This window comes from Streptomyces sp. 840.1, assembly GCF_003751445.1.
GTDB lineage: Bacteria > Actinomycetota > Actinomycetes > Streptomycetales > Streptomycetaceae > Streptomyces.
Window position 1 is genome coordinate 802916 of the sequence record NZ_RJUU01000001.1, and the last position, 24278, is coordinate 827193.

Below are 24278 nucleotides of genomic sequence, written 5' to 3' on the forward strand. Positions count from 1 at the left end.
GCCGGTCCCGCGCGTGCGCGCGGACTACGTCGGTGTGGTTACTTCTTGACTTCGATCTGGGTCAGGATCGGGTCGCCGTCCTGCGCGTAATCGACGTTCTGGACCTTCTCCGAGTAACCGGCGTTGACCTTGTAGTACCAGAGCGGGATGGAGGGCATGAAGTTCACCAGCTCCTTCTCGATCTTCTGGTAGGCCGCGACCGAGTCGTCGAGGGAAGCGGCGGAGTCGGCCTTCTTGATCTCCGCGTCAAGGCCCTTGTTCGAGAAGTCACCCTGGTTACCGGCTGCGCCGGTACGGAACAGGTCCGAGATGAAGTTCGCGTTCACCGGGTAGTCGAGCACCCAGCCGGAGCGGTACAGGGACTTGACCTGCTTGTCGTCACGCGCGTTCGTGTCGGCCTGGAAGTCGGCCTTCGAGTCGGTGGTGCAGTTGACACCGGTGGACTGCTTGATGCTGTTGCAGACCGCCTCGACCCATTCCTTGTGGCCGCCGTCGGCGTTGAACTGGATCGAGATCTTGTTGCCCGGGACGCCGCCGCCGTCCTTGATGAGCTTCTTGGCCTTCGCCGGGTCGTACTTGGTGACGTCGCCCGCGGCGTCCTTCTGGAAGCCGAGAACACCCTGAGCGACCCAGCCCGTGGCCGGCTCGCGCGTGCCCTGGAGCACGGTCTTGGTGATCGTGTCGCGGTCGATGCCCATCGACAGGCCCTGGAGGACCTTCGGGTCGATGTCCTTGAACTGCTTGGTGTAGAACGCGACGGCGATCGTCTGGATGGCCGAGTACGGCTTGTCCACCGCGCGGTCACCGAGGTCCGCCCGGTAGACCGGGAGGTCCTTCGGGCCGATCTGACGCAGAACGTCGACGTTGCCCGACTTCAGGTCCTCGTAGGCGGTCTCCAGGGTGGTGTAGTTCTTGAAGACCACACCGCCGTTCTTCGCCTTGTCAGCACCCTTGTAGTCGTCGTTGCGGACGACCTTGATCTGCTTCTTGTGGTCCCAGCTGACGAACTTGTACGCGCCGTTGCCGACCGGCTTCTCGCCGGCGGCCTTCGGGTCCGCGTAGAAGGACTCGGGGAGCGGGGAGAAGACGGTGTAGCCGAGCTTGTACGAGAAGTACGGCAGCGCCGAGTTCAGCTCGATGGTGAACGTGTAGTCGTCCACCTTCTTCAGACCGGACATCACGTCCGACTTCGGCTTGGCCTTGGCGTCCTCGGGGTGGACGTCGGAGAAGCCCTTGATGTCGCCGAACCAGGACGCGTTGGTCTGGTTGTTCTTGATGTTGGCGGCCCAGTTCCAGGCCTTGATGTACGACTCCGCCGTGACCGGGGTCCCGTCGTGGAACTTCCAGTCCTTCTTGAGCTTGACCGTCCAGAGCTTGCTGTCCTTGGTGTCGACAGACTCGGCGTTGATCATCTCAAGCTTGCCGGCCGGGTCGTAGTCGACCAGCTGCGAGAAGATCGAGTCGGTGACGATGCTGCCGTTCGACTCCATCGTGTTGGCCGGCTGCAGCGGGTTCTGCGGCTCACCGACCTCGACGGAGAAGATGCCATCGGCGTTGACGGCGCCCTTGTCGCCGCCCTTGCCCTTGTCGGCGTCGTCGTTACCGCCGCCACAAGCGGTCGCAGCCAGGGCGATGATGGCCGCTCCCGCGACCCACTTGGCGCTCTTGGCACCACGCATGGGTTCCTCCTCATGAGTCCACTTTTGACTACAAGAAGGGCACTGGATTGATACACCGACACCCCTGACGGTGATCGTTTCAGTGCCCTGAGTGTGCTCGTGAGTCGGCACTCCCCACAGTGCGTGACCCATTGACCCGAGCTCAATGGAGCCAACTATTAAGTACGACTGGGCTGTAAACCACACTTAAAGGGTCTCGGTTTGACAACATCGCCCGGCCGCTCGGATCAAAATACGGACAAAATGACCCCAGACAGACACACCCGAAACGGACTGTTAACACATGTTCCGGAGAGCGACGCCCGATATCCGGACGCATGGTCCACAAAATCGGGTTGACCTGTCGGGGCCCGGCACCCCGTCCGGCACCCGGCGAATCACGGAGTGCCGGCACGGCCGGCCCGCCGCCGTAAGCGGACTGCGGGCCGCCGGTTGCGGACGCTCCACCCTAAGGCAATGCGCGGGCGTACGTGGCTTGTTCAGGCCCTGGGCGGCGGTCATGACAAAGGGGCCCGGCACCGCGTGGTGAGCGGTGCCGGGCCCCTTCAGGCGTGTCCTTGAGCCGTGTCCGGCGGATCGCCGGACGGCGGCGGATCAGCGCTTGGCGCGCGAGGCCGAGCGGCCGCGCTCCTTCTGGTCCAGGACGACCTTGCGGATACGCACGGTCTCCGGGGTCACCTCGATGCACTCGTCGTCGCGGCAGAACTCCAGCGACTGCTCGAGCGACAGCTTGCGGGCGGGCACCACGTTCTCCGTGGTGTCCGCGGAAGCCGCACGCATGTTGGTGAGCTTCTTCTCCTTGGTGATGTTCACGTCCATGTCGTCGGCGCGCGAGTTCTCACCGATGATCATGCCCTCGTAGACCTCCGTGGTGGCCTCGGTGAAGATGACACCGCGCTCCTGGAGGTTGACCATCGCGAACGGCGTCACGACGCCCGCGCGGTCCGCGACGAGCGAACCGTTGTGACGGGTGCGCAGGTCGCCGAACCACGGCTCGTGGCCCTCGAAGAGGGAGTGCGCGATGCCGGTGCCGCGGGTCTGGGTCAGGAACTCCGTACGGAAGCCGATGAGGCCGCGGGACGGGACAATCCACTCCATGCGGACCCAGCCCGAACCGTGGTTCGTCATCGTCTCCATGCGGCCCTTGCGGGTCGCCATGAGCTGCGTGATGGCGCCGAGGTGCTCCTCGGGCGAGTCGATCGTCATGCGCTCGATGGGCTCGTGCGTCTTGCCGTCGACCTGCTTGGTGACCACCTGCGGCTTGCCGACGGTGAGCTCGAAGCCCTCCCGGCGCATGGTCTCGATCAGGATGGCGAGGGCGAGCTCACCTCGGCCCTGGACCTCCCAGGCGTCGGGGCGCTCGGTCTCCAGGACGCGGAGCGAGACGTTACCGACCAGCTCGCGGTCCAGGCGGTCCTTGATCTGGCGGGCGGTGACCTTGTGGCCCTTGCCGCCCTTGCCGACCAGCGGCGAGGTGTTGGCGCCGATGGTCATCGAGATCGCGGGCTCGTCGACGGTGATCAGCGGCAGCGCGATCGGGTTCTCGGGGTCGGCGAGGGTCTCGCCGATCATGATGTCCGGGATGCCGGCGATGGCGCAGATGTCGCCCGGACCGGCCTTCTCGGCGGGCTTGCGGGTGAGCGCCTCGGTCATCAGCAGCTCGGTGATGCGCACGTTGGACATCGTGCCGTCGCGCTTGATCCACGCGACGGTCTGGCCCTTGCGCAGCTCGCCCTGCTCGACACGGCAGAGCGCGATACGGCCGAGGAAGTTGTCCGCGTCCAGGTTGGTGACGTGGGCCTGGAGGGGCGCGTCCTCGTCGTACTCCGGGGCCGGGACCGCGGAGAGGATCGTGCTGAAGAACGGCTCCAGGCTGTCGCTGTCCGGCGGGACGGTGCCGTCCTCCGGCTTGGTCAGCGAGGCGACGCCGTCACGGGCACATGCGTAGACGATCGGGAACTCGATCTGGTCCTCGTCGGCGTCCAGGTCCAGGAAGAGGTCGTACGTCTCGTCGATGACCTCCGCGATCCGGGAGTCCGGGCGGTCCGTCTTGTTGATGCAGAGGATGACCGGCAGCTTGGCGGTCAGGGCCTTGCGGAGCACGAAGCGGGTCTGCGGGAGCGGCCCCTCGGACGCGTCGACCAGCAGGACGACCGCGTCCACCATCGACAGGCCGCGCTCGACCTCACCACCGAAGTCGGCGTGGCCGGGGGTGTCGATGATGTTGATGGTGATGACGTCGCCGCCATCCTTGGGGTGGTACTTCACGGCCGTGTTCTTGGCCAGGATCGTGATGCCCTTCTCACGCTCCAGGTCGTTCGAGTCCATCATGCGTTCGTCGAGGTTCTCGGCGGCGTGCGCCGCGAAGGCGCCGGCCTGCCGGAGCATGCCGTCGACCAGCGTGGTCTTGCCGTGGTCGACGTGGGCGACGATGGCTACGTTACGGATGTCGTGGCGCGTGGGCATGGGTGGCTTGCGCTTCTCTCGGATCGGGGATTCAGGCGTCTTAGTCGGTCTTGAGTCCTCGTACGCCCAGCCGGGCGGACGCGCCACGGCTAGTCCCATGGTACGGGCCGGTCGCCCCTGCGGCTTCCCGGGCAAGTCTTACCGGCCACAGGGCGGGCGCGCACCGCGCGCGAGAGCCCGCGTCCGCTCCGTGTTCGTGCCCTCGTGACCAGGTGTTCCGGCGGTTTTCACCGGTGCCGTGAACACGGTCTCCCGGGCGGGCGCGGACGACCGTGAGCACCGTCTCCCGGGCGGGCGCGGACGCGGGACCCGGCGGCCTCGGAGGTGGGGCTCCGAAGCCGCGGCTCCGAGGGGGAGCTCGGAGTGCTGCCTGTGCGCCGCGGCCTTCGGGGTTGGGGCCCCGAGGACCGGAGGGCGGAGCGGCTACCCGGGTCAGCGGGTGCACACAGCCTTGCCCGCCGGCGGGCCGGCGGGCAAGGGAATTGAGCCAGTTCTGAGCTTTCGGCCCCGCGCTGACCTGCTACTTCCTGGGATCGGCGGGGGCGCCGGCGGCCTGCGGCTTCTTGAAGCCGATGTCCTGGTAGTGGGGCACCCCGAAGCCGAAGGCACCGACGTTGAGCAGCTTCTTGTCGGTGGCGACGAGCTGCGGGCGCTGGTAGAGCGGAATCGATCCTGCGGCGGCCCAGATCCGGGCGTCGGCCTGCTTCATCAGCTTCGCGGCAGCGCTCTCGTCGAGCTCCCCCGCCGCCTGGTCGAAGAGCTGGTCGATGTGGTCGGAGCCGACGCGGGTGTAGTTCTGCTCGACGAGCAGCGAGCCGTCGGTGGCCGGCACCGGCTTGGCGAAGATCGGGCGGTCGTCCGTGGCCGGATAGGCGGTCGCGGGCCAGGAGTAGAGCGCCAGGTCGTAGTCACCGGAGGCGACGTGGTCCCGGAAGTAGCTGTCGTCGGAGACCTTGGTGATCTCGGTGCGGATCCCGATCGTGTCGAGCATCGCCGCGATCTTGTCCCCGACGCCGCGCAGCGACTCGGAGCCCGGTCCCGAGGGCAGGACGAACCGCAGGGACAGCGGCTTGCCGTTCTTCCCGAGCGGGCCGCGGGCGGAGTCGGGCGCCTGGGCGGGTGCCGCGGTGCCGACCGGTGCGTAGGCTCCGGCGGCGCCACCGGGCTGCCGGTCCTGGGCGGTGACCCTGGCCGGGACGTCCTCGGAGGTGCCGGTCTCTCCCAGGTGTCCGGCCTGGCGCAGCAGTGCGGCGCTCTGCGCGGCGGCGGCGGGGGCCGGGGCGATGAAGCGGGTGACCGCGCCCTCGGCCTCACCGGGCTTGCTGTCGTCGCCGACGATGTAGAGGCCGTCGTCCTTGGACGGCTCGCGGCCGGCGGCGTCGTCGGCCTTGCCGTCGTCCTTCTTCGCGTCGGCCGCCTTCTTCTCCGCCGCCTTCTTGTCCTCTGCGGCCTTCTTCTCCTCGGCCGTCTGTTTCTCGCCCTCGCTGCCCGCCTTGGTGCCGTCCGTCTTCTTGAGGGCGCCCTCCCGCGTCCAGCCCGCGTCGGCCAGCAGCGCCTGGGCCTCCTTGGTGTCCTGGCCGCCGAGTGCGCCGCTGCTGTCCTTGTATCCGGGCTGTCCGGCCAGGGCGAGGTGGCTGCCGAGCGGGGCCGCGGGCAGGCCGAGCGGTTTGAGGACGGTGTCGACGAGCTCCTGGCGGTCCAGGGCGCGGGCCACCGCCCGGCGTACCCGGTCGTCGGCGAGCGGTCCGGTCTCGCCGTTCAGGGCGAGCTGCGTGTAGGCGGGCTCCAGGGACTTTCGGACCACGTAGCCGCGCAGATCGTTCTGCTCGGCGGCGTACGCCTCGACCGCCCGGCTCCGCTCGTCCCTGGCCGCCTGCGCCTCGGCGGCCGCGTCCTCGTCGGAGCCGTGCGCCAGGGCCCAGGACCGCAGCGCCTCGGCCGGGGTGGTCCCGGCGCCGGGACCGTGGGCGGGCGGCCCGCTGTTGCCGGCGTCCCGGGCGGCCTGGGCGATGCGGTGGGCCGCCGCCGCGTCGATGTCCGCGACGTCGACCTTGCCCTCGGTCAGGGCCTCGGCCCGGTCCTGCGGCTTGACCGCTTTGAAGACCAGCGAGTCGAGCTTGGTGGGGCTGCCCCACCAGCGCGGGTTGCGGGCCAGTGTGACGGAACCCGATTCCTTGTCCACGTCGCGCAGCCGGAACGGACCCGCGGTCGCCTTGATCGTGGACCGCGCTCCGTCGTTGAAGGCGTCCGGGGAGCCCGTCACCTGCTTCGGGTACAGCGGTGAGAAGAGGGAGCGCCAGTCCGCGTACGGCTTGGCGAAGGTGACCTTGACCTCCAGGTCGTCGGCGCCGCGCTCGATCTTCTCGATGCGCTCGTAGCCGGCGTTGCGGGCGGTCCAGAACGCGGAGTCCTTGCCGCTCAGGGCCCGCCACTGCGCGACGAAGTCCGGCGCCCCGATCTCCCGGCCGTCGCTCCAGACCGCCTGCTGGTTGAGCCGGTAGAGCACCACCTGCCGGGGTTCGTGCTCGACCACCTTCGCGGATTCCAGGTAGTCCGGGTTGAGCTGCGGCCGGCCCTTGGCGTCCAGCGGGAAGAGGGTAGGCATAAGGGCGCCGGTGATCCGGGTGGTGGCGGTGTCGGCGTCCGTCTGGAAGGCGTTGAAGGTGGCGGGCATCGCGTCGATCGCCCAGTTGACCGTGCCGCCGTCCGCGACCTGGGTGCGGGCCGCGGGCGCGACGTCCTGCGGGACGACGGAGGTGATGGCCTCCTCCTTGCCGGAGCTGCAGCCGGCCAGCACGGGGATGGTGAGCACCCCGGTGGTGAGGAGGGCGAGCGAGCGGCGCTTTCGGGCTGCCCCGCGCGGGACGCCGACGTGGGACATGGCTGATACCTCCGGAGACGGCCCGGACCACCCGTAACCGAATGGACCGGATGATGCGTGTTTGGTGGCATTTGCAGTTGATCACACTGGTTCCGCTCATCCACTGAAAGCGCCCACGCGCGAGGGGCGCCGCAGACACGTCGGGGCCGCACCGAAGCTCACCCGTGCGGCGGAACCGGACACTGGCCGAAATCCGCCGTTCCAGCGACCCTCCGGGCACCGACGGGCAAGCCGGGGCGGCCCGCTCCCTTCCCAAAGAGGATGTGACGCGCGACACTCGCATGCGCATGAGCATGGCCACCCGCAACTGCGGAAGTGAGATCAAGTCATGTCACTACAGGACGAGTTGACGGCAGTTCAGCACTGTCTCGATGACCTGGTCCGCACCGTCGGGCGGCTGGAGCGGAGCCTCGCGCAGCTGCGCGCGGCGGACTCCGCGCCGGATCCGCTCGCCCCGGGCGGCCACACCGGCCCGGTCGACGGCGTCATCACGATCACCGAGGCGCCGTACGACACCACGCTGTGGACGGACTCGGACGACGAGGGTCTGGGCGTCCGCGGCAGGCACGCCCCCTAGGGCCTGTCTTCAAACTGCCGTCTGCCGTGCGACGCCATGCACGCACTCTCGCCGCACCGGCCCCAGACCCCGGTACGTCCAGTACAGGGGCCCGGGGCCGGCACGCCGAGAGCACGCACCTGACGCCGCCCGGCCGCCCTGCGGGCGACGACGGCAGTTTGAAGACAGGCCCTAGAGACGGTGTCCGGCGGATGCCTGCGGCGTCGCGGTGTCCGGCCCGCACGCTCGCGGCGGTGCCGAAAGGCCCGCGTGACTCCGCCCCGAGGACGCCCCGGCGCCTTGCGGTCAACGCGCCGGACACCGCTCCTTCTCCCGCACTCATCCGTCAGACGCCCCTAGGAGAGCTCCTTGGCCACCGGTACGGAAACAGGCACGGATTCAGGAAAGGGTCCCGGCAGGGGCCCGGGGGGCGCGCCGGGCACGAAGTCACCCGCGCCGGGCGGAGCGGCGACCCGGACGGCGGGAGTGCACCACGCCTCACGGGCCGCCATCGCCGCCCGCCACCTGCGGACCGACCGCTGGTGGCTGGCGCCCGCCGTCACCGCGGGCGGGCTCCTCGCCTTCATCGTCTACTCGACCTGGCGGGCGTTCTCGAACGCCGACTACTACGCCGCCCCCTATGTCTCGCCGTTCTACTCGCCCTGCCTGGCGGACAGCTGCGCCCCGATGCGGCACGGCCCGAACTGGGACCTGTTCGGCAGCTGGTGGGGCCTCTCCCCCGCCCTGCTGATCCTGATCTTCCCGCTCGGCTTCCGGCTGACCTGCTACTACTACCGCAAGGCCTACTACCGGGGCTTCTGGGCCTCGCCCCCGGCCTGCGCGGTCGCGGAGCCGCACACCGCGTACAGCGGCGAGACCCGGTTCCCGCTGATCATGCAGAACATCCACCGGTACTTCTTCTACGCCGCACTGCCCGTCGCCGGAATCCTGACGTACGACACCGTGCTCTCCTTCCGCGACGAGCACTACGCCTGGGGCCACATGGGTCTCGGCTCGCTGATCTTCGTTGTCAACATCGCCCTGATCTGGGCGTACACCCTGTCCTGCCACTCCTGCCGGCACATCATCGGCGGCCGGCTGCGGCACTTCTCCAAGCATCCGGTGCGCTACCGGCTGTGGGGCTGGGTGGGGCGCCTGAACGCCCACCACATGCTGCTCGCCTGGGCCTCGCTGATCAGCGTGGCGGCGTGCGACTTCTACGTGTACCTGGTCGCCTCCGGCGCCTTCGACGATCCGAGGTTTTTCTGAATGACTGAGCTCGAACGGCAGCAGTGGGACGTCGTCGTGGTCGGTGCCGGAGGTGCCGGGCTGCGGGCCGCGATCGAGGCGCGGGAGCGCGGGGCCCGTACCGCGGTGATCTGCAAATCGCTCTTCGGCAAGGCGCACACGGTCATGGCGGAGGGCGGGATCGCCGCCTCCATGGGCAATGTGAACTCCGGGGACAACTGGCAGGTGCACTTCCGCGACACCATGCGCGGCGGGAAGTTCCTCAACCAGTGGCGGATGGCCGAGCTCCACGCCAAGGAGGCGCCCGACCGGGTCTGGGAGCTGGAGACCTGGGGCGCGCTCTTCGACCGCACGCCCGAGGGGAAGATCTCCCAGCGCAACTTCGGCGGCCACGAGTACCCGCGCCTGGCGCACGTCGGGGACCGTACCGGCCTCGAACTGATCCGCACCCTCCAGCAGAAGATCGTCTCGCTCCAGCAGGAGGACAAGCGCGAGTTCGGTGACTACGAGGCCCGGCTGAAGGTCTTCCAGGAGTGCACGGTGACCCGCGTGCTGAAGGACGGGGAGCGCGTCTCCGGGACCTTCTGCTACGAGCGCGAGACAGGCAGGTTCTTCGTCCTGGAGGCGCCCTCGGTCGTCCTGGCCACCGGCGGCATCGGCAAGTCCTTCAAGGTCACGTCGAACTCCTGGGAGTACACCGGCGACGGCCACGCGCTGGCCCTGCTGGCGGGCGCGCCCCTGCTCAACATGGAGTTCGTCCAGTTCCACCCGACCGGGATGGTCTGGCCGCCCTCGGTCAAGGGCATCCTCGTCACCGAGTCGGTGCGCGGCGACGGCGGGGTCCTGCGGAACTCCGAGGGCAAACGCTTCATGTTCGAGTACGTCCCCGACGTGTTCAAGGAGAAGTACGCGCAGTCGGAGGAGGAGGGCGACCGCTGGTACGAGGACCCGGACAACAACCGCCGCCCGCCCGAACTGCTGCCGCGCGACGAGGTCGCCCGAGCCATCAACTCCGAGGTGAAGGCGGGCCGCGGATCGCCGCACGGCGGGGTGTTCCTGGACGTGTCGACCCGGATGTCCGCGGAGCGGATCCGGCGCCGGCTGCCCTCGATGTACCACCAGTTCAAGGAGCTGGCGGACGTCGACATCACGGCGGAGGCGATGGAGGTCGGCCCGACCTGCCACTACGTGATGGGCGGCATAGCCGTCGACTCCGACACCGCCGCCGCCCTGGACGTGCCCGGCCTGTACGCGGCCGGCGAGGTCGCGGGCGGCATGCACGGCTCCAACCGGCTGGGCGGGAACTCCCTCTCCGACCTGCTGGTCTTCGGCCGCCGGGCCGGACTGCACGCAGCCGGACACGCCGAGTCCACCGAGGCCCTGCCGGTGGTGGACCAGGCCCAGATCGACGCGGCGGCCGCGGAGGCCCTGCGTCCGTTCAGCGCGGAGGACCTCGCCGGGGGCGCTCCGGCGGAGAACCCGTACACCCTGCACCAGGAACTCCAGCAGACGATGAACGACCTCGTCGGCATCATCCGCCGGGCCCCCGAGATGGAGCAGGCCCTGGAGAAACTGGCCGGGCTGCGGGAACGGGCCCGGCGGGCCGGGGTCGAGGGGCACCGGCAGTTCAACCCCGGCTGGCACCTCTCCCTGGACCTGCGGAACATGCTGCTGGTCAGCGAGTGCATCGCACGGGCGGCCCTGGAGCGCACCGAGAGCCGGGGCGGCCACACCCGCGAGGACTGCCCGGTGATGGAACGCTCCTGGCGCCCGGTCAACCTGCTGTGCCGGCCGGCCGACGCCTCCGCCACGCCGCCGGCGGGCCGGATCGATCTCGTACGCAAGGTCACCGAACCCATCCGTCCGGACCTGCTCGCCCTCTTCGAGAAGGAGGAGCTGGTCAAGTACCTCGCCGAAGAGGAGCTGTACGAGTGAGCGGCTACGACGCACGGTTCAGGGTGTGGCGCGGGGACACCGACGGCGGTGATCTGGAGGACTTCACGGTCGAGGTCAACGACGGCGAGGTGGTGCTCGACATCATCCACCGCATCCAGGCCACCCAGGCCGGTGATCTGGCGGTGCGGTGGAACTGCAAGGCCGGCAAGTGCGGTTCGTGCAGCGCGGAGATCAACGGACGGCCGCGGCTGATGTGCATGACGCGCATGTCGGTGTTCACCCGCGAGGAGACGGTCACGGTCACCCCGCTGCGCGCCTTCCCGGTGGTGCGGGACCTGGTGACAGACGTGTCCTTCAACTACGCCAAGGCACGCGAAGTGCCCGCCTTCGTGCCCCCGGAGGGGGTGAAGGCGGGCGACTACCGCATGCAGCAGATCGATGTGGAGCGCTCGCAGGAGTTCCGCAAGTGCATCGAGTGCTTCCTGTGCCAGGACACCTGTCATGTGGTGCGCGACCACGAGGAGAACAAGGTGGCCTTCGCCGGTCCGCGCTTCCTGATGCGGGTCGCGGAGCTGGACATGCACCCGCTGGACGCCGCCGCCGAGTCCGGTCTCGACCGGAAGGCGACGGCCCAGGAGGAGCACGGCCTCGGCTACTGCAACATCACGAAGTGCTGTACGGAGGTGTGCCCCGAACACATCAAGATCACCGACAACGCGCTGATCCCGCTGAAGGAGCGGGCCGTGGACCGCAAGTACGACCCGCTGGTGTGGCTGGGCAACAAGATCCGCCGCCGGGAGGCGTGAGGCGCGCACGCGCCGCCGGCCCGGAAGCCTTCGGCCCGGCGGCGTTCGGCCCGGCGGCGTTCGGCCCGGCAGCTGCGAGCCCGGCTGCTCCGAGCCCGGCGGCCTTCAGCCCAGCAGCTTGATGATGGCGTCGGTGGTGTCGGTCTCGCCGAGGCGCGGGAAGATCCGCTCGACGCTGTTGTCGTGGGCCTCGGCGCTCATGTCGGTCACCGCGTCCGTGGCGACGGTGACGTGGTAGCCGTGCTCGTACGCCGAGCGGGCGGTGGACTCGACGCCGATGCTGGTCGCGATCCCGGCCACCACGACCTGGGTCACCCCGCGGCGGCGCAGCTGGAGGTCGAGGTCGGTGCCGTAGAAGGCGCCCCAGGTCAGCTTGGTGACGACGATGTCGTCCTCCTTCGGGCCGAGCTCGGGGGCGATGTCGGCCCAGTCGGCGGCGGGCTGTCCGGAGCGGGCGGGACCCTCCGTGCGGCCGGGGGCGCCGCCGGTGACGCGGACCAGGACGACCGGGAGGCCCTTGGCCCGGAACGCGTCGGCGAGGGACGCGGCGTGCGCGACGACATCGGCGCTGGGGTGGGCGGTGGGCAGGCCCGTGATGCCCTTCTGGAGGTCGACGACGACCAGCGCGGTCTTCGGGTCGAGGGTGGTGGCGCTCATGGTGGTGCTCCTTGCTGAGTGGTGCGGAACGGTATTCAGGTACGGCCGCGCAGGGCGCGGTCGGTGACGGTGAGGACGATGAGGAGGACGCCCAGCACGGCGGCGACGCCGGCCATCAGGTGCAGGCCCCGGTCGCCGGTGGACTGCCCGTAGGCGAGGGCGATGAGGCTGGACGCGGTGATGGCCCCGATGTACTGGGCGGTGCGCTGGAGGCCGGCGGCCGAGCCGATGGACTCGGCCGGGGCGTAGGCCTGGACGGCCGCCTGGTTGCTCGTACCGATCAGCCCCTGCGGGATGCCGAAGCAGGCCCCGGCGATCAGCAGGACGGCGAGCGGGGTGTCCCCGGAGAGGAACAGCAGCACGCCCGCCCCGACGGTGAGCAGTACACAGGCCAGGGTGAGCGGCCCCCGGATGCCCTTCGTACGGGCGCCGAGCAGTGAGCAGACCAGAGCGGCGACGGACATCGGCAGCATCAGCAGGCCGGTGTGCCCGGACGAATAGCCACGGGCCTCCTCCAGCCACTGGGTGTATCCGTACATCACGCAGTAGATCAGCAGATAGCTGACTCCGTGCCGCAGGTAGGTCCGCGAGAGGGCGGCGTTTCCCGCCAGCATCCGCAGGTCGATGAAGGGGTTGGGGCGCCGCAGCTGCCACCGCACCAGTGCGGCGCTGAGCACCGCGAAGGGCGCGAGGAGCCACCACATCGGGTGGGCGAGGTCGAGCAGGAAGAAGACGAGCACGGTCAGGGCGGTGGTGAAGAGGCCGATGCCGAGCGGGTCCAGGTCGAGCCGGGGCGTACTGCCGTCGGCGGCCCGCCTGCGCGGCGGGTCGGCCGGGATCCAGAGCAGGGCGGCGCCGAAGGCGACGATCGCGACGGGCACGTTGACGGCGAAGATGCCGCGCCAGCCGACGACCATGACCAGCAGTCCGCCGAGCGTGGGACCGACCGCCGCGCTGCCGAGCGCCGCGAACGAGAGCCGGGCCAGGACGGAGCGCGGCGTGGCGCGGCCGATCCGGGCGGACTCGTCGCGCAGCACCGCCATGGCGGCCGGGTAGGCGGCCGACGTACCGATGCCGAGCAGCAGCCGGGACACGATCAGCCAGCCGAAGCTCGGCGCCACCGCCCCCACCAGGCCGGACGCGATGACGACGACCAGCCCGGCGAGGAAGACGCGCCGGGGGCCGAGCACGTCGGCGAGTCTGCCGAGGACGGGCTGGGCGACGGCGCTCGCCAGATACAGGACCGAGATCAGCCAGGCGGTGTCGGCGGCGCCGATGTCGAAGTGGTGCCCGATCGCCACCAGGGCGGTCGAGATCATGGTGGTGTTGAGCGGGTTGAGCAGCGAGCCGATCAGGAGCGGGGCGGTGAGCCGGCCACTGAATCCGGGCGCGGCGTCCCGGTCCGGCGCGGGCTCCTGCGGCGGCTTGGGTGCCGGCGCCGGGGACGCCTGGGGTGGCGGCTTGGGTGCCGGCTCCGGGGGCGCCTGGGGTATCGCGGCGGGGACGGCGTCGCGGCCGGTCATGAACCGACCAGGCGGTCGAGGAGGACCGTCGCCTCGGCCAGGGTCCGGCGCTCGGCCCCGTCGAGTTCGGCGGCGATGGCCTCGGCCAGCCAGTTGCGCTTGGCGACCCGGACCTGCGCGAGCGTCGTGCGCCCGGCGCCGGTGATCGACATGACCGACTTGCGGCCGTCGTCCGGATCGGGCGCCCGCTCGACGAGTCCCTGCTCCTCCAGCGCGCCCAGGGTCAGCCGCATGGACTGCGGGCGTACGAACTCGGCGCGGGCCAGCGCGGCCGTGGTGGCCGGGCCCCCGTCCTCCAGCCGGGCCAGCACCGAGCGCTGGGTCGGCGTCAGCAGGCTCTCCGAGGACGAGGACCGCAGCCGCCGCAACAGCCTGCCGACAACGGCCGCGAGGTCGTTCCCGACCTGCTCGGCCGTGGGGTCGACAGGGGTGGCGGCCGGCGTCTGCGTCATGCTCCCACCGTAAAGATGCACAGGCCATCTTGCAAGGTAGCCTGTCGATTGCTGGATGGCCTTGCTCCCGTCCGGCCCGCGATCTAGGGTGAATGCGCTTTCAAAAGGCGTATGTCGATACGTGTGGGCACGGAAGAAGAAGCGGACGGTCGGTCGAGTGAGCGCCCCAACGGTGTACGACGTCGCCGAGCGGTCGGGCGTCTCCATTGCCACGGTTTCGCGGGTCTACCGCACCCCGGACTCGGTGCGCGCCCAGACCCGTGAGCGGGTCCTGGAGGCGGCGCGCGAGCTCGGCTACGTACCGAGCGGGAACGCCCGGGGCCTGGCCAGCCGCACCACCGGGGTGCTCGGGCTCTGCTTTCCCGACTACGCCGACCCGGACGCCGAGGCCGACGCCGAGGCGGACAGCGACGCCGACGACGCGGTGATGCTCTACTCCGACCAGATCATCCGGGGCATGGAGCGGGCCGCGCGGCGGCACGGGTACGCCCTGCTGATCGCCGCCTCGCTGGAGGGTGGTCCGGAGAGCCTGGTCGCGAAGGTCGCGGGACGGGTCGACGGCTTCGCGGTACTGGCGCAGACGGTGCCGACCGAGGACCTCGAGGTGATATCGCGCCGGCTGCCGGTCGTGATGCTCGCCGGCCCCCGCGAGATCGACCACCTCGACCACATCGTCGTCGCCAACGTCGACGGCGAGCGCGAACTGACCCGCCACCTGATCGAGGACCACGGACTGCGCCGGCTCGCCTTCATCGCGGGCGACACCGACTCACCCGACGCCGAGGCGCGGTTCCGCGGATTCCGGGAGGCGTGCCGGGACGCGGGAATCCCGGTGCCGGACGCGCCGAGCGTGCGGACGACGATGATGAAGCAGGCCGAGGGCGAGTGGGCCGCCGAACGGCTGCTGGACGCGGACGGGCCCCGGCCGGAGGCGATGCTCTTCGCCAACGACCAGATGGCGGTGGGCGCCCTGCGCGCACTGGCCAGACGCGGCGTGCGGGTGCCCGAGGACATGGCGGTGACCGGCTTCGACGGCATCCCGCTCAGCCGGATCGTCCAGCCGCCGCTGACGACGGTGCGCCAGCCGATCCGGCAGCTCGGTGAGCAGGCGGTCGAACTTCTGGTGCAGCGGCTGAACAACGCGAACCGCGAACCGGTCTCGCTCACCCTCCCGGTCGTCCCGATCCGCCGCAGGAGCTGCGGCTGCGGCTGACCGGCCCGGTGCGGGCGGGAACGCGGGCAGGTGCGCGCGGCGACGGCGGGCAGGTGCGCGCGGCGACGGCGGCCGGGTCCGCGCGGGGACGCGGCCGCGGCCGCGCGGCGCCGGCGGCCGGCCCACGCCCCGCGCCCGCCGCCCGTCAGCGCTTGAGCCGCTCCCCGAAGAACCGCGTACGGGCCGCCACGAGCCCGGCCGCCTCGTCCGCCAGCCCCGGGTGCTCGAAGTGCCCCGCGCTCAGCACCAGCAGCTCCCGCTCCCCCGCGAGCGCGTTGTACACCGCGAACTGGCCCGGCGGCGGCACGGACGGGTCGAACAGCGCCGCGGCCACCAGCGCCGGCCGTTCCAGGAACCCCGCAGCCGTCGCGGCGTCGTAGTACGCCAGCACCTCGGTGACCTCGGGATGCCCTCGGTGGTACTCCCGCACCGACTCCCCGCTCCCCGCGCACGGCAGCGTGAGCCGCAGCGGGTGGTTCCCGAAGGTCGGCACCGTCAGCTGCGCGGCCCCGAAGCGGTCGTCCCAGGGCAGGGCCAGGGCGCCGAGCCCCCCGCCGAAGCTCTCCCCCAGGTAGCCGAGCGGGCCGGCGCCCGCGAGCTCGGGGACCAGCTCGTGCAGCGCCGACGCCGCACACCACAGGTCCGCCACGCAGTCACCGATCACATACGTGTCGCGTGACTCGATGCCGTGCAGCACATGCGCGCCGGAGACGTCCGGGATGCCCGCCACGAGACCGCGCGCCCCCGTCCCCCGCACGCAGGGCAGGATCGCCGCCGCCCCGGGCAGTGGCAGCGGCACATCGGGCCCCGGCCCCTGCCGGCCGCCGTAACCGTGGCCGATGACGAACCCGTGGCGCACCGGCCCCTCCGCGGGCAGTACCAGCCAGCCCCCCAGCCGCACCCCGCCCACCGAGGTGAATGTCACTCCATGGATCCGGACACCGTCGCGCTCGCTCTCCAGCGGCCCGATCTCCGGCACCGTCGCGACCTCGCGAGCAGCCGCGTACCGCGCTCGCCAGAAATCGGCGAAGTCCGTCGGGGCCGCGGGCGCGGGGACGGCCAGCAGATCGTCGAGTGTGCGCCCGTACGACGGGTCAAAAGGGAATCCATGCACGAATGAAGACATGATCACGACAATATCGCCTCCCACTCCCCGCAGTTCGGGCCACCGATGTCCGCCCGCCCCAACCGTGCGGAATCGGTCACATCGTTGCCTTTTTCGCAAACAGCACACTTAACGTTCCAAGTTGAACATTCAGATGTCCAATACGTTGCACGAGTGTGACCCAGCACCCTCTTGCGGATTCCCGAATCCCTGCCGCAGAGTGATGTATGCGCTTACAGGCAGCGCATACATTCGGATTGCTCAAGGAGGAGCCCTCCATGCCCCGCATCGCCAGAACCGCCTCCACCGGTATAGGTATCGCCGTCGTACTCGCTCTCGGTCTGACCGCGTGCGGCAGCTCCGGTGGCGACGATGTCGCCGCGGACAAGAAGCAGACGCTCACTGTCTGGGCCATGGGGGCCGAGGGCGAGAAGCTCGCGGACGTGGCAAAGGTCTACGAGAAGGCCAATCCGAACGTCACCGTCAAGGTGACCCCGGTCGGCTGGGACGTCGCCCACCAGAAGCTGGTCTCCGCGGCCGCCGCCGGCAGCATGCCGGACGTGGCACAGATGGGCGGCAGCTACATGGGCGAGTTCTCCGAGCTCGGTGTGCTGGAGCCCGTCGACGCCAAGACCTTCCAGGAGAAGGACTTCTTCCCGGCCGGCTGGAAGCAGGGCGAGGTGGACGGCCAGGCGTACGGCGTGCCGTGGTACGTCGACACCCGCGTCCTCTACTACCGCACCGACCTGGCCAAGAAGGCGGGCATCACCAAGGCTCCGACCAACTGGAAGGAGATGCAGGACCTCGCCACCGCCTACCAGAAGAAGGCGGGCACCAAGTGGGGCCTGTCCATCCAGCCCAGCGCCCTGGACACGGTCCAGAACTTCTACCCCTTCCTGTACTCGGCCGGCGGCGAGATAGTCAACGCCAAGGGCGATGTCGTCATCAACAGCCCCGAGGCCGTCAAGGCGCTCAAGGAGTACGGCTCGTACTTCTCCAAGGGGCTCTCCAACAAGTCGCAGCCGCCCGGCTACGACGTGGTGAAGGACTTCGGCAACGGCCGTGTCCCGATGTTCTTCGGCGGCCCCTGGCACGTCACCCTGCTGAACGAGGGCCAGCCGCAGCTCAAGGGCAAGTGGGCGGTGGCCAACGTGCCCGCCGACAAGTCCTCCGTCTCCATGGCCGGCGGCTCCTCCCTGGTCATCTCCAAGGACAGCGAGCACAAGGCCGCCGCCACCCGGTTCATCAAGTACCTGACGGACACCAAGGGCCAGGCCGACTGGTACAAGCGCACCAAGGACCTGCCGGCCAACACCGCCGCCTGGACCTCCGGTGACCTCGCCGACGACCCCGATCTGCAGATCTTCAAGAAGCAGATGGACACCGCCAAGTCCTCCCCGTCGCTCTCCAACTGGACTGAGATCACCGACAAGGTCGACCAGGCCATCGCGAAGGTGACCCAGGGCAAGGCGTCCGCCGAGGACGCGCTGAAGACGGCGCAGTCCCAGATCGAAGGCCTCGTGAAGTAGGAGCCATGAGCACCACGACCGGAAAGGCCGCAGAGTCGGCCAAGGTGCAGGCCGGACCGGGGACCGCGAAGTCCCCGGCCGCCGGGCCCAAGGGTTCACCAAGGCGCAGGAAGCCCTCGCTGGGAATGCAGAACATGGCCGGCTGGCTGTTCTCCACTCCCTTCCTCGTTCTCTTCCTCGTCTTCATGGCCGTCCCGATCATCGCCACCCTGGTGATGAGCTTCACGGACTTCGGGCTGCGCAACGTGACGCACCCGCTGGACGCGAACTTCATCGGATTCGAGAACTACACCAAGCTGTTCAGTGACGAGAAGTTCCTCAAGTCGCTGTTCAACACGGCGTACTTCGTGGTCATCGGCGTCCCGCTGACGATCTTCCTCGGACTGATCGTCGCCGTACTGCTCAACAACGGCATCGACCGGGCCAGGACCTTCTTCCGCGTCGGCTTCTACGCCCCGGTCGTCACCACCATCGTCGCGGTCGCCGTCGTCTGGCGCTTCGTGCTCGATCCGAGCGACGGTCTCGTCGCGGGCCTCTTCTCCGAAGTGGGTCTCACCGCTCCGGACTTCCTCGGCTCCGAGAAGCTCGCCATGCCGTCGATGATCGCGATGGCGGTCTGGCGCAACGTCGGCACGGTCATGGTGCTCTTCATCGCAGGTCTGCAGGCCATTCCCACCGAGGTCCGGGAAGCGGCGCGGCTGGACGGTGCCGGCATCTGGCAGGAGTTCAGGGGCATCACCATCCCGCTTCTGCGGCCCACGATGCTCTACGCCACCGTGATCACCACGATCGGCTACCTCAACGTCTTCGAGGAACCCTTCGTGATGACGCAGGGCGGGCCGTCGGACTCGACGCTCACCGTCTCGCTGAACATGTACCGCGAGGGCTTCAACTTCTTCCACATGGGCTATGCGAGCGCCATGGCGTATGTCCTCTTCGTAGTGATCATGGGCATCACGGTGCTGCAGCTCCGACTGCTGAAGGACAACACGAAATGAGCGCCACCAATGCACCGGGCGCCGTCTCGACGGCGCCGTCGAAGAAGCCCGGGAAGAGCGAACGCGGGACCGGGCGGAAGGACAGCGGCAGGGAGCCGAGGTCATGGAAGCGGATCTTCGTCTACGTCCTGCTCTCGCTCGGTCTGCTGGTCATGTCGGCGCCGTTCCTGTGGATGGCTCTCTCCTCGTTCAAGACGACGAGCGAACTGACCGCGAGCCCGCCGGTCTGGATCCCGACCGAGTGGACCCTGGACAACTTCCGGGAGCTGCTCGACAAGCTCGATCTGCCGCTGTACTTCATGAACTCGGTGATCGTGGCTGTGCTGGTCACCGTCTCGAACCTGGTCTTCTGCTCGATGCTCGGGTACGCCCTGGCCAAGCTGAAGTTCGTCGGCCGCAACAAGATCTTCGGTGTGGTCCTCGGCGCCCTCATGGTGCCCGGCAACCTGATGCTGCTGCCGCTCTTCGTCCTGATGAGCAAGCTGCAGCTGATCGACTCGTACGCCGGGCTGGTCCTGCCGTTCGCAGCCGGGGCCTTCGGGGTCTTCCTGATGCGGCAGTTCATGCAGTCGATCCCGGACGAGCTGCTGGAAGCAGCCCGGATGGACGGTGCCGGCGAGTGGTACATCTTCTGGCGCATCGTGATGCCGCTGGTGAAGCCCGCGCTGGCGACGCTGTCGATCTTCACGTTCCTCGGCTCGTGGAACAACTTCGTCTGGCCGCTCATCGCGACGAACGACCCCGACAAGTACACCCTTCCGGTCGCCCTGGCCACCTTCGCCACCGACCCGAACAAGGCGGGTGGATCCAACGGCATGCTGATGGCCGGCTCCTTCCTGATCGTGCTGCCGGTCCTGGTCGTGTTCATCGCGCTCCAGCGGCACTTCACGCAGGGCATCGCCACCGCGGGCATGAAGTAGTCCGCCCCAAGGAGCGGGCCGGGCCCGTCCCCGGCCGCCCCTCCCATACGTAAGCGGCCCGCACCCGCACACCCGCCGGCCGCCCCCTTCCCCGCACCAGAAAGACAGTTTGCGATGACTCACACCCAGGTCCCGTTCCCCGAAAACTTCCTGTGGGGTGCCTCCACGGCCGCCCACCAGATCGAGGGCAACAACACCAACAGCGACTGGTGGGTCAAGGAGCACACCGCGGGCACCCACATCCAGGAGCCCAGCCTGGACGCCTGCGACAGCTACCACCGCTGGCACGAGGACATGGACGTGCTGGCCGGACTGGGCTTCACCGACTACCGGTTCTCCATCGAGTGGGCCCGCATCGAGCCCGCCGAGGGTCAGTTCTCCCGGGCCGAGATCGCCCACTACCGCCGGATGGTCGAGGGCGCCATCGAGCGCGGACTCCGCCCCATGATCACCCTGCACCACTTCACCGTGCCGCAGTGGTTCGAGGCACGGGGCGGCTTCACCGCCGAGGGCGCGACGGAGCTGTTCGCCCGCTACGTCGCGGCCTGCGCACCCGTGATCAGTGAGGGCGTCAGCCACGTCTGCACCATCAACGAGCCGAACATGATCGCCGTCATGGCGGGCCAGGCCAAGCGCGGCGACATCGGCTTCCCGCCCGCCGGACTGCCGACCCCCGACGACGAGACCACCCAGGCCGTCATCGCCGCGCACCACGCGGCCGTCAAGGAGGTCAAGGCGATCAACGCCGACATCCAGGTCGGCTGGACCATCGCCAACCAGGTCTACCAGGCCCTTCCGGGCGCGGAAGAGGTCACCGCGGCCTACCGCCACCCCCGTGAGGACATCTTCATCGAGGCCGCCCGCGGCGACGACTGGATCGGGGTGCAGTCCTACACCCGGACCAGGATCGGCACCGACGGGCCGATCCCCACCGCAGACGACGTGGAGCGCACCCTCACGCAGTGGGAGTACTACCCCTGCGCCGTCGGCCACGCGCTGCGCCACACCGCCGAGGTCGTCGGCAGCGACATGCCGCTGATCGTGACCGAGAACGGCATCGCGACCGACAAGGACAGCCGCCGGATCGACTACTACACCGGCGCCCTGAACGAGGTCGCGTCCGCCATCCAGGACGGCCTGCGCGTCGAGGGCTACCTCGCGTGGAGCGCCCTGGACAACTACGAGTGGGGCTCCTACGCACCGACCTTCGGCCTCATCGGCTGGAACCCGGAGACCTTCGAGCGGCTGCCGAAGCCGTCCGCCGCCTGGCTGGGCGAGATGGGCCGCACCCGCACCCTCCCGCGCATCGCCGACTGACGCCGGGCCTCTGACCGGGAGCCCCTGACGGCTCCCCACCGTGCGGGGTCCGGCGGCACCTGACGGACGCCGGATCCCGCACCGGTACACCCGGCGTGACCCCGCCCCACCGCTCGGGCCACGCCGACAGCCACACCCGAATACGGCGCCCCAGGCGCGGCACCACCCCCGGGCGGCTCTCGTCCGCCGCATCGAGCACGCCACGAAACGCCCCCATCCCCCTTCTGCCAACGGGAGCTGGACCTTCATGGACCGTCGCACGTTTCTCGCCACCACCGGGACCGGGGCTGCCGCTCTGTCCCTCGGAGCTGCGTCCGTATCCCCGGCGCATGCCGTTCCCGCCACCGCGTCCGTGCCTTCGGCGGACGCCGCTCATCTTGTCCGTGCCGTCGATAAGCCGCTGCTGCTGCGCTGGTTCCGCGATACGTATCGCTCGATCGAGGCCATGACGACCGGCCTGGGTCTCGCCGTCGACAAGATCGACGTGAGTGGTCTCGGCGGTCCCGTCCGGTCGCGTCAGACCTCGCCCACCAATATCGGCTGCGGACTGTGGTCGACGGTCGCCGCCGGCGGGCTCGGGGTGATCAGTGACGCCACGATGCGGAGCAGGCTGGAGCGCGCGGTCCGGTCCGTGGAGAAGCTGGAGCGCCATCACGGCTTCTGGCTCAACTGGTACGACGCGCACGACGGTTCGGTGCTGACCGAATGGCCCGGCACCGGCGAACCCGTCCGCCCGTTCCTCTCCTCGGTCGACAACGCCTGGCTGATCACCGGCCTGCGCATCGCCGCGGACGCCGCTCCCGCACTGGGCCCCCGCATCGGCCGCATCCTCGCGGACGCCGACTGGTCCTACTTCTACACGCCCTTCGATCCGGCCGACCCGGTCGCCGGGCCCGGCCAGCTGCGCGGCGGCTTCTGGACCGACACGGAGGAGCCCACCGGCCATCACTACGGCGCGCTCAACACCGAGCCCCGGATGGCAAGTTATCTGGGCATAGCCGACGGGTCCCTGCCCGCCGACCACTACTGGCACCTGCTGCGCACCATGCTCCCCGGGAACGAGCAGGAGCAGCAGCCGCAGGGCAGTTACGTGGCCATGGACGGTATCCGCGTCTGGGAGGGCCACTACACGCACGGCGGCCGCAAGCTCGTCCCCACCTGGGGTGGGTCGATGTTCGAGGCGCTGATGGTTCCGCTGTTCGTGCCCGAGCCGGAATGGTCGCCGAAGTCGTGGGGGCGCACCCACCAGCGGTATGTGCGGAGCCAGATCGAGCACGGTGTTTCAGAGGCCCGGTACGGGTACTGGGGCTTCTCCCCCGCCAACATTCCCGAGGGCGGGTACCAGGAGTACGGGGTCGACGCGCTCGGCATGCAACTCGACGGCTACGCGTCCAACACGGACCGCACGTACACCGAGGACGGCGCCCCGCTGCCGCCCGCCCCGGCGTTCACCAACGGTGTCGTCACCCCGCACGCCTCGTTCCTCGCCCTGTCCTACGCGCCGGCCGAGGCGGTGGCGAACCTGCGGGCCCTGGACCGTGATTTCGGTGCCTACCACGACGGCCTGGGGTTCCGGGACTCCGTCAACGTCTCCACCGGACGGGTCAGCGACTACCAGCTCGCCCTCGACCAGGGCATGATCGCCGCGGCACTGGCCCAGGCGATCCGGCCCGGACTGCTGCAGCAGCCGTTTTGGACCGGTGGGTTCCGCTCCCGGGTACGGCCGCTGCTCGCCAAGGAGCGCTTCAGTATCTGAGCCCGGCCGCTCAGTGCCAGCCCTCGCGGTACGCCGTCCAGTCGGCGTCCGTCGCGGCGAAGTCCACGTAGAGCGCGACCCCGAAGCGTTCCCGGTCGCGGTCCGTGCGCGCCAGTCCCAGCCTGGTGCCGCGGACCGCGGCCGCGACCGTCTCGGCCGATCCGTGGTGGCCGAGGTCGTTCTCGTGGAAGAACGGCAGCCCCATCAGCAGGTCGGTGGAGCGGGGGGTCGCTTCGAGGGCCAGCGAGGTCTGCTCGGCGACGTATCCGCCGAACAGTCCCTCCAGCGGCATCCAGGTGTCGTACGACATGACGGCGATCTGGTCGACCCTGCGGGCCACCTGCCCGAAGTACTTCTGCGACCACCACTTGCCCCGGCCGGTGAGCCCGCCCAGGACGGTCTGCGCGGCGGGCAGCGGGTCGATCTGGTGGGCGGCGACGGACAGCGGCACCCCGCGTGCCCGGGTGAGCGCGTGCAGGCCGTCGAGCAGGGAGAGGTAGTGGGCATCGCCGGAGTGCAGCGGTTCCAGGTCGAAGTGCACCCCGTCGAACCCGGCGTCCAGGATCTGCCGCGCGGAGGCGGTCACCGCGTCGCGCGAGGCGGCCCGCTCCAGCCGCAGCCCGTCCGGGCCCTCGGACGCGAGCCGGTCGCCGAGCCAGGCCTGGACCCGGACGCCGGGCAGGGTGCGGTGGACCGCCTTGATGAGCCATCGGGCGCGCGGATAGCGGGCGACGGGCAGCGTGCCGTCGTGTTCCAGCGGCCCGGCGTGGACGTACAGGTCCTTGATGCCCGTCCCCCTGATCCGGGCGGCGAACGCGGCGAGGTCGGCGTCCTTCTTCCGCCCGTCCACCCAGGCGTGGCCCAGCCAGATGGCGTCGCGGCCCCGGGTGCGGGTGCCCTCGCCGGGGTCGCCGGTGAAGTTGAGCCGCAGCGCCGTCCCGGCGGCGAGGACCGGCACCACGATCACCAGGACCAGGATCAGCGCGATGCGCCGCGGCCAGGTCCACCGGAAGCGGGCCGCCCGCCTCCGTAACGCCGCGACCGCTCGTCCCGTCCGCCCACGCATACGCGTGCCCCCTGTGTCGGTGCGTCCCCTGTGGTCCGCGTGTCCCGTTCGACCTGTGTGATCCGTGCGATCCAGTCGCGCGGACGGATGGTCCGCGTGATCCAGTCGTACTGAGAGCAGGACGCGCCTGCCCCGTGGGCCGTTCCCGGGGGCCTTCCGGGGAGGGCCGGCCGGGGGTGTTCCGTCGGGTCGCGGGGCACGGAGGGTGGA

18 protein-coding genes are annotated in these 24278 nt (G+C 69.8%); 10 read left to right on the plus strand and 8 right to left on the minus strand.

Annotated features, from left to right (window positions below; genetic code table 11):
* Positions 1 to 38: 38 nt before the first annotated feature.
* The 3 genes from EDD93_RS03535 to EDD93_RS03545 form a co-directional block, all read right to left on the minus strand.
* Positions 39 to 1679: an ABC transporter substrate-binding protein gene (locus EDD93_RS03535; RefSeq protein ID WP_123523777.1), complete on the minus strand. Its 1641-nt coding sequence runs from the start codon at positions 1677 to 1679 to the stop codon at positions 39 to 41.
* 594 nt (positions 1680 to 2273) lie between these two features.
* Positions 2274 to 4145: a translational GTPase TypA gene (gene typA / locus EDD93_RS03540; RefSeq protein ID WP_123523778.1), complete on the minus strand. Its 1872-nt coding sequence runs from the start codon at positions 4143 to 4145 to the stop codon at positions 2274 to 2276.
* A gap of 520 nt (positions 4146 to 4665) precedes the next feature.
* The gene (locus EDD93_RS03545; RefSeq protein WP_123523779.1) at positions 4666 to 7026 is read right to left on the minus strand and encodes an ABC transporter family substrate-binding protein; all 2361 of its coding nucleotides are present in this window, start codon (positions 7024 to 7026) and stop codon (positions 4666 to 4668) included.
* Between the two features lie 328 nt (positions 7027 to 7354).
* On the opposite strand from EDD93_RS03545, the gene EDD93_RS03550 reads away from it, so the two are divergent.
* From EDD93_RS03550 to EDD93_RS03570, 4 genes are all read left to right on the plus strand, one after another.
* On the plus strand, positions 7355 to 7603 hold the full coding sequence (locus EDD93_RS03550; protein ID WP_123523780.1) for a hypothetical protein: 249 nt from the start codon (positions 7355 to 7357) through the stop codon (positions 7601 to 7603).
* Between the two features lie 465 nt (positions 7604 to 8068).
* Complete coding sequence (locus tag EDD93_RS03560) at positions 8069 to 8851, plus strand: hypothetical protein (protein ID WP_123523781.1); 783 nt, start codon at positions 8069 to 8071, stop codon at positions 8849 to 8851.
* Positions 8852 to 10765, plus strand: coding sequence for a fumarate reductase/succinate dehydrogenase flavoprotein subunit (locus EDD93_RS03565; protein WP_123523782.1), 1914 nt, complete (start codon positions 8852 to 8854; stop codon positions 10763 to 10765). It abuts the gene before it with no gap.
* Positions 10762 to 11532, plus strand: coding sequence for a succinate dehydrogenase/fumarate reductase iron-sulfur subunit (locus EDD93_RS03570; RefSeq protein ID WP_123523783.1), 771 nt, complete (start codon positions 10762 to 10764; stop codon positions 11530 to 11532). The genes EDD93_RS03565 and EDD93_RS03570 overlap by 4 nt, the downstream gene beginning before the upstream one ends.
* A 105-nt stretch (positions 11533 to 11637) precedes the next feature.
* Here the strand turns inward: EDD93_RS03570 and EDD93_RS03575 are convergent, their stop codons facing one another.
* Genes EDD93_RS03575 through EDD93_RS03585 form a run of 3 tightly spaced genes read right to left on the minus strand, consistent with a single transcriptional unit; the run spans position 11638 to position 14164 of the window.
* Positions 11638 to 12189 (minus strand): isochorismatase family protein, encoded by a 552-nt coding sequence (locus tag EDD93_RS03575; protein ID WP_123523784.1) that lies wholly within the window; start codon positions 12187 to 12189, stop codon positions 11638 to 11640.
* Positions 12190 to 12224: 35 nt separating this feature from the next.
* Positions 12225 to 13712 (minus strand): MFS transporter, encoded by a 1488-nt coding sequence (locus tag EDD93_RS03580; protein ID WP_123523785.1) that lies wholly within the window; start codon positions 13710 to 13712, stop codon positions 12225 to 12227.
* Positions 13709 to 14164, minus strand: a complete 456-nt coding sequence (locus EDD93_RS03585; RefSeq protein WP_123523786.1) for a MarR family winged helix-turn-helix transcriptional regulator — start codon at positions 14162 to 14164, stop codon at positions 13709 to 13711. Before EDD93_RS03585 ends, EDD93_RS03580 begins: the two co-directional genes overlap by 4 nt.
* Positions 14165 to 14321: 157 nt before the next feature.
* Between EDD93_RS03585 and EDD93_RS03590 the strand changes: the two genes are divergently transcribed.
* Complete coding sequence (locus tag EDD93_RS03590; protein WP_123523787.1) at positions 14322 to 15377, plus strand: LacI family DNA-binding transcriptional regulator; 1056 nt, start codon at positions 14322 to 14324, stop codon at positions 15375 to 15377.
* Between the two features lie 145 nt (positions 15378 to 15522).
* On the opposite strand, the gene EDD93_RS03595 is transcribed toward EDD93_RS03590, so the two are convergent.
* Entirely contained in the window at positions 15523 to 16503 is a 981-nt protein-coding gene (locus tag EDD93_RS03595) for an acetylxylan esterase (protein WP_123527563.1), read from the minus strand.
* A 257-nt stretch (positions 16504 to 16760) separates the two neighbouring features.
* Between EDD93_RS03595 and EDD93_RS03600 the strand changes: the two genes are divergently transcribed.
* The 5 genes from EDD93_RS03600 to EDD93_RS03620 all read left to right on the plus strand — a co-directional run bounded on the left by EDD93_RS03600 (position 16761) and on the right by EDD93_RS03620 (position 23002).
* Complete coding sequence (locus EDD93_RS03600) at positions 16761 to 18011, plus strand: sugar ABC transporter substrate-binding protein (protein WP_123523788.1); 1251 nt, start codon at positions 16761 to 16763, stop codon at positions 18009 to 18011.
* A gap of 5 nt (positions 18012 to 18016) precedes the next feature.
* Positions 18017 to 19009: a carbohydrate ABC transporter permease gene (locus tag EDD93_RS03605; protein WP_123523789.1), complete on the plus strand. Its 993-nt coding sequence runs from the start codon at positions 18017 to 18019 to the stop codon at positions 19007 to 19009.
* Positions 19006 to 19929: a carbohydrate ABC transporter permease gene (locus tag EDD93_RS03610; protein WP_123523790.1), complete on the plus strand. Its 924-nt coding sequence runs from the start codon at positions 19006 to 19008 to the stop codon at positions 19927 to 19929. The genes EDD93_RS03605 and EDD93_RS03610 overlap by 4 nt, the downstream gene beginning before the upstream one ends.
* A 114-nt stretch (positions 19930 to 20043) precedes the next feature.
* Positions 20044 to 21246, plus strand: a complete 1203-nt coding sequence (locus EDD93_RS03615; RefSeq protein WP_123523791.1) for a glycoside hydrolase family 1 protein — start codon at positions 20044 to 20046, stop codon at positions 21244 to 21246.
* 247 nt (positions 21247 to 21493) lie between these two features.
* Positions 21494 to 23002 (plus strand): glucoamylase family protein, encoded by a 1509-nt coding sequence (locus EDD93_RS03620; protein ID WP_123523792.1) that lies wholly within the window; start codon positions 21494 to 21496, stop codon positions 23000 to 23002.
* 10 nt (positions 23003 to 23012) lie between these two features.
* Here the strand turns inward: EDD93_RS03620 and EDD93_RS03625 are convergent, their stop codons facing one another.
* Positions 23013 to 24068 carry a glycoside hydrolase family 18 protein gene (locus tag EDD93_RS03625; RefSeq protein ID WP_260255607.1) on the minus strand — a complete coding sequence of 352 codons (1056 nt, stop codon included), beginning with the start codon at positions 24066 to 24068 and terminating at the stop codon, positions 23013 to 23015.
* Positions 24069 to 24278: the final 210 nt, after the last annotated feature.

What these genes read in the sequence shown, in the direction of transcription:
- EDD93_RS03535 (WP_123523777.1), bottom strand. Translation starts at nt 1,679, where the DNA reads ATGCGTGGTGCCAAGAGCGCCAAGTGGGTCGCGGGAGCGGCCATCATC.
- typA (WP_123523778.1), bottom strand. Translation starts at nt 4,145, where the DNA reads ATGCCCACGCGCCACGACATCCGTAACGTAGCCATCGTCGCCCACGTC.
- EDD93_RS03545 (WP_123523779.1), bottom strand. Translation starts at nt 7,026, where the DNA reads ATGTCCCACGTCGGCGTCCCGCGCGGGGCAGCCCGAAAGCGCCGCTCG.
- EDD93_RS03550 (WP_123523780.1), top strand. Translation starts at nt 7,355, where the DNA reads ATGTCACTACAGGACGAGTTGACGGCAGTTCAGCACTGTCTCGATGAC.
- EDD93_RS03565 (WP_123523782.1), top strand. Translation starts at nt 8,852, where the DNA reads ATGACTGAGCTCGAACGGCAGCAGTGGGACGTCGTCGTGGTCGGTGCC.
- EDD93_RS03575 (WP_123523784.1), bottom strand. Translation starts at nt 12,189, where the DNA reads ATGAGCGCCACCACCCTCGACCCGAAGACCGCGCTGGTCGTCGTCGAC.
- EDD93_RS03580 (WP_123523785.1), bottom strand. Translation starts at nt 13,712, where the DNA reads ATGACCGGCCGCGACGCCGTCCCCGCCGCGATACCCCAGGCGCCCCCG.
- EDD93_RS03585 (WP_123523786.1), bottom strand. Translation starts at nt 14,164, where the DNA reads ATGACGCAGACGCCGGCCGCCACCCCTGTCGACCCCACGGCCGAGCAG.
- EDD93_RS03595 (WP_123527563.1), bottom strand. Translation starts at nt 16,503, where the DNA reads ATGTCTTCATTCGTGCATGGATTCCCTTTTGACCCGTCGTACGGGCGC.
- EDD93_RS03600 (WP_123523788.1), top strand. Translation starts at nt 16,761, where the DNA reads ATGCCCCGCATCGCCAGAACCGCCTCCACCGGTATAGGTATCGCCGTC.
- EDD93_RS03605 (WP_123523789.1), top strand. Translation starts at nt 18,017, where the DNA reads ATGAGCACCACGACCGGAAAGGCCGCAGAGTCGGCCAAGGTGCAGGCC.
- EDD93_RS03610 (WP_123523790.1), top strand. Translation starts at nt 19,006, where the DNA reads ATGAGCGCCACCAATGCACCGGGCGCCGTCTCGACGGCGCCGTCGAAG.
- EDD93_RS03615 (WP_123523791.1), top strand. Translation starts at nt 20,044, where the DNA reads ATGACTCACACCCAGGTCCCGTTCCCCGAAAACTTCCTGTGGGGTGCC.
- EDD93_RS03620 (WP_123523792.1), top strand. Translation starts at nt 21,494, where the DNA reads ATGGACCGTCGCACGTTTCTCGCCACCACCGGGACCGGGGCTGCCGCT.
- EDD93_RS03625 (WP_260255607.1), bottom strand. Translation starts at nt 24,068, where the DNA reads ATGCGTGGGCGGACGGGACGAGCGGTCGCGGCGTTACGGAGGCGGGCG.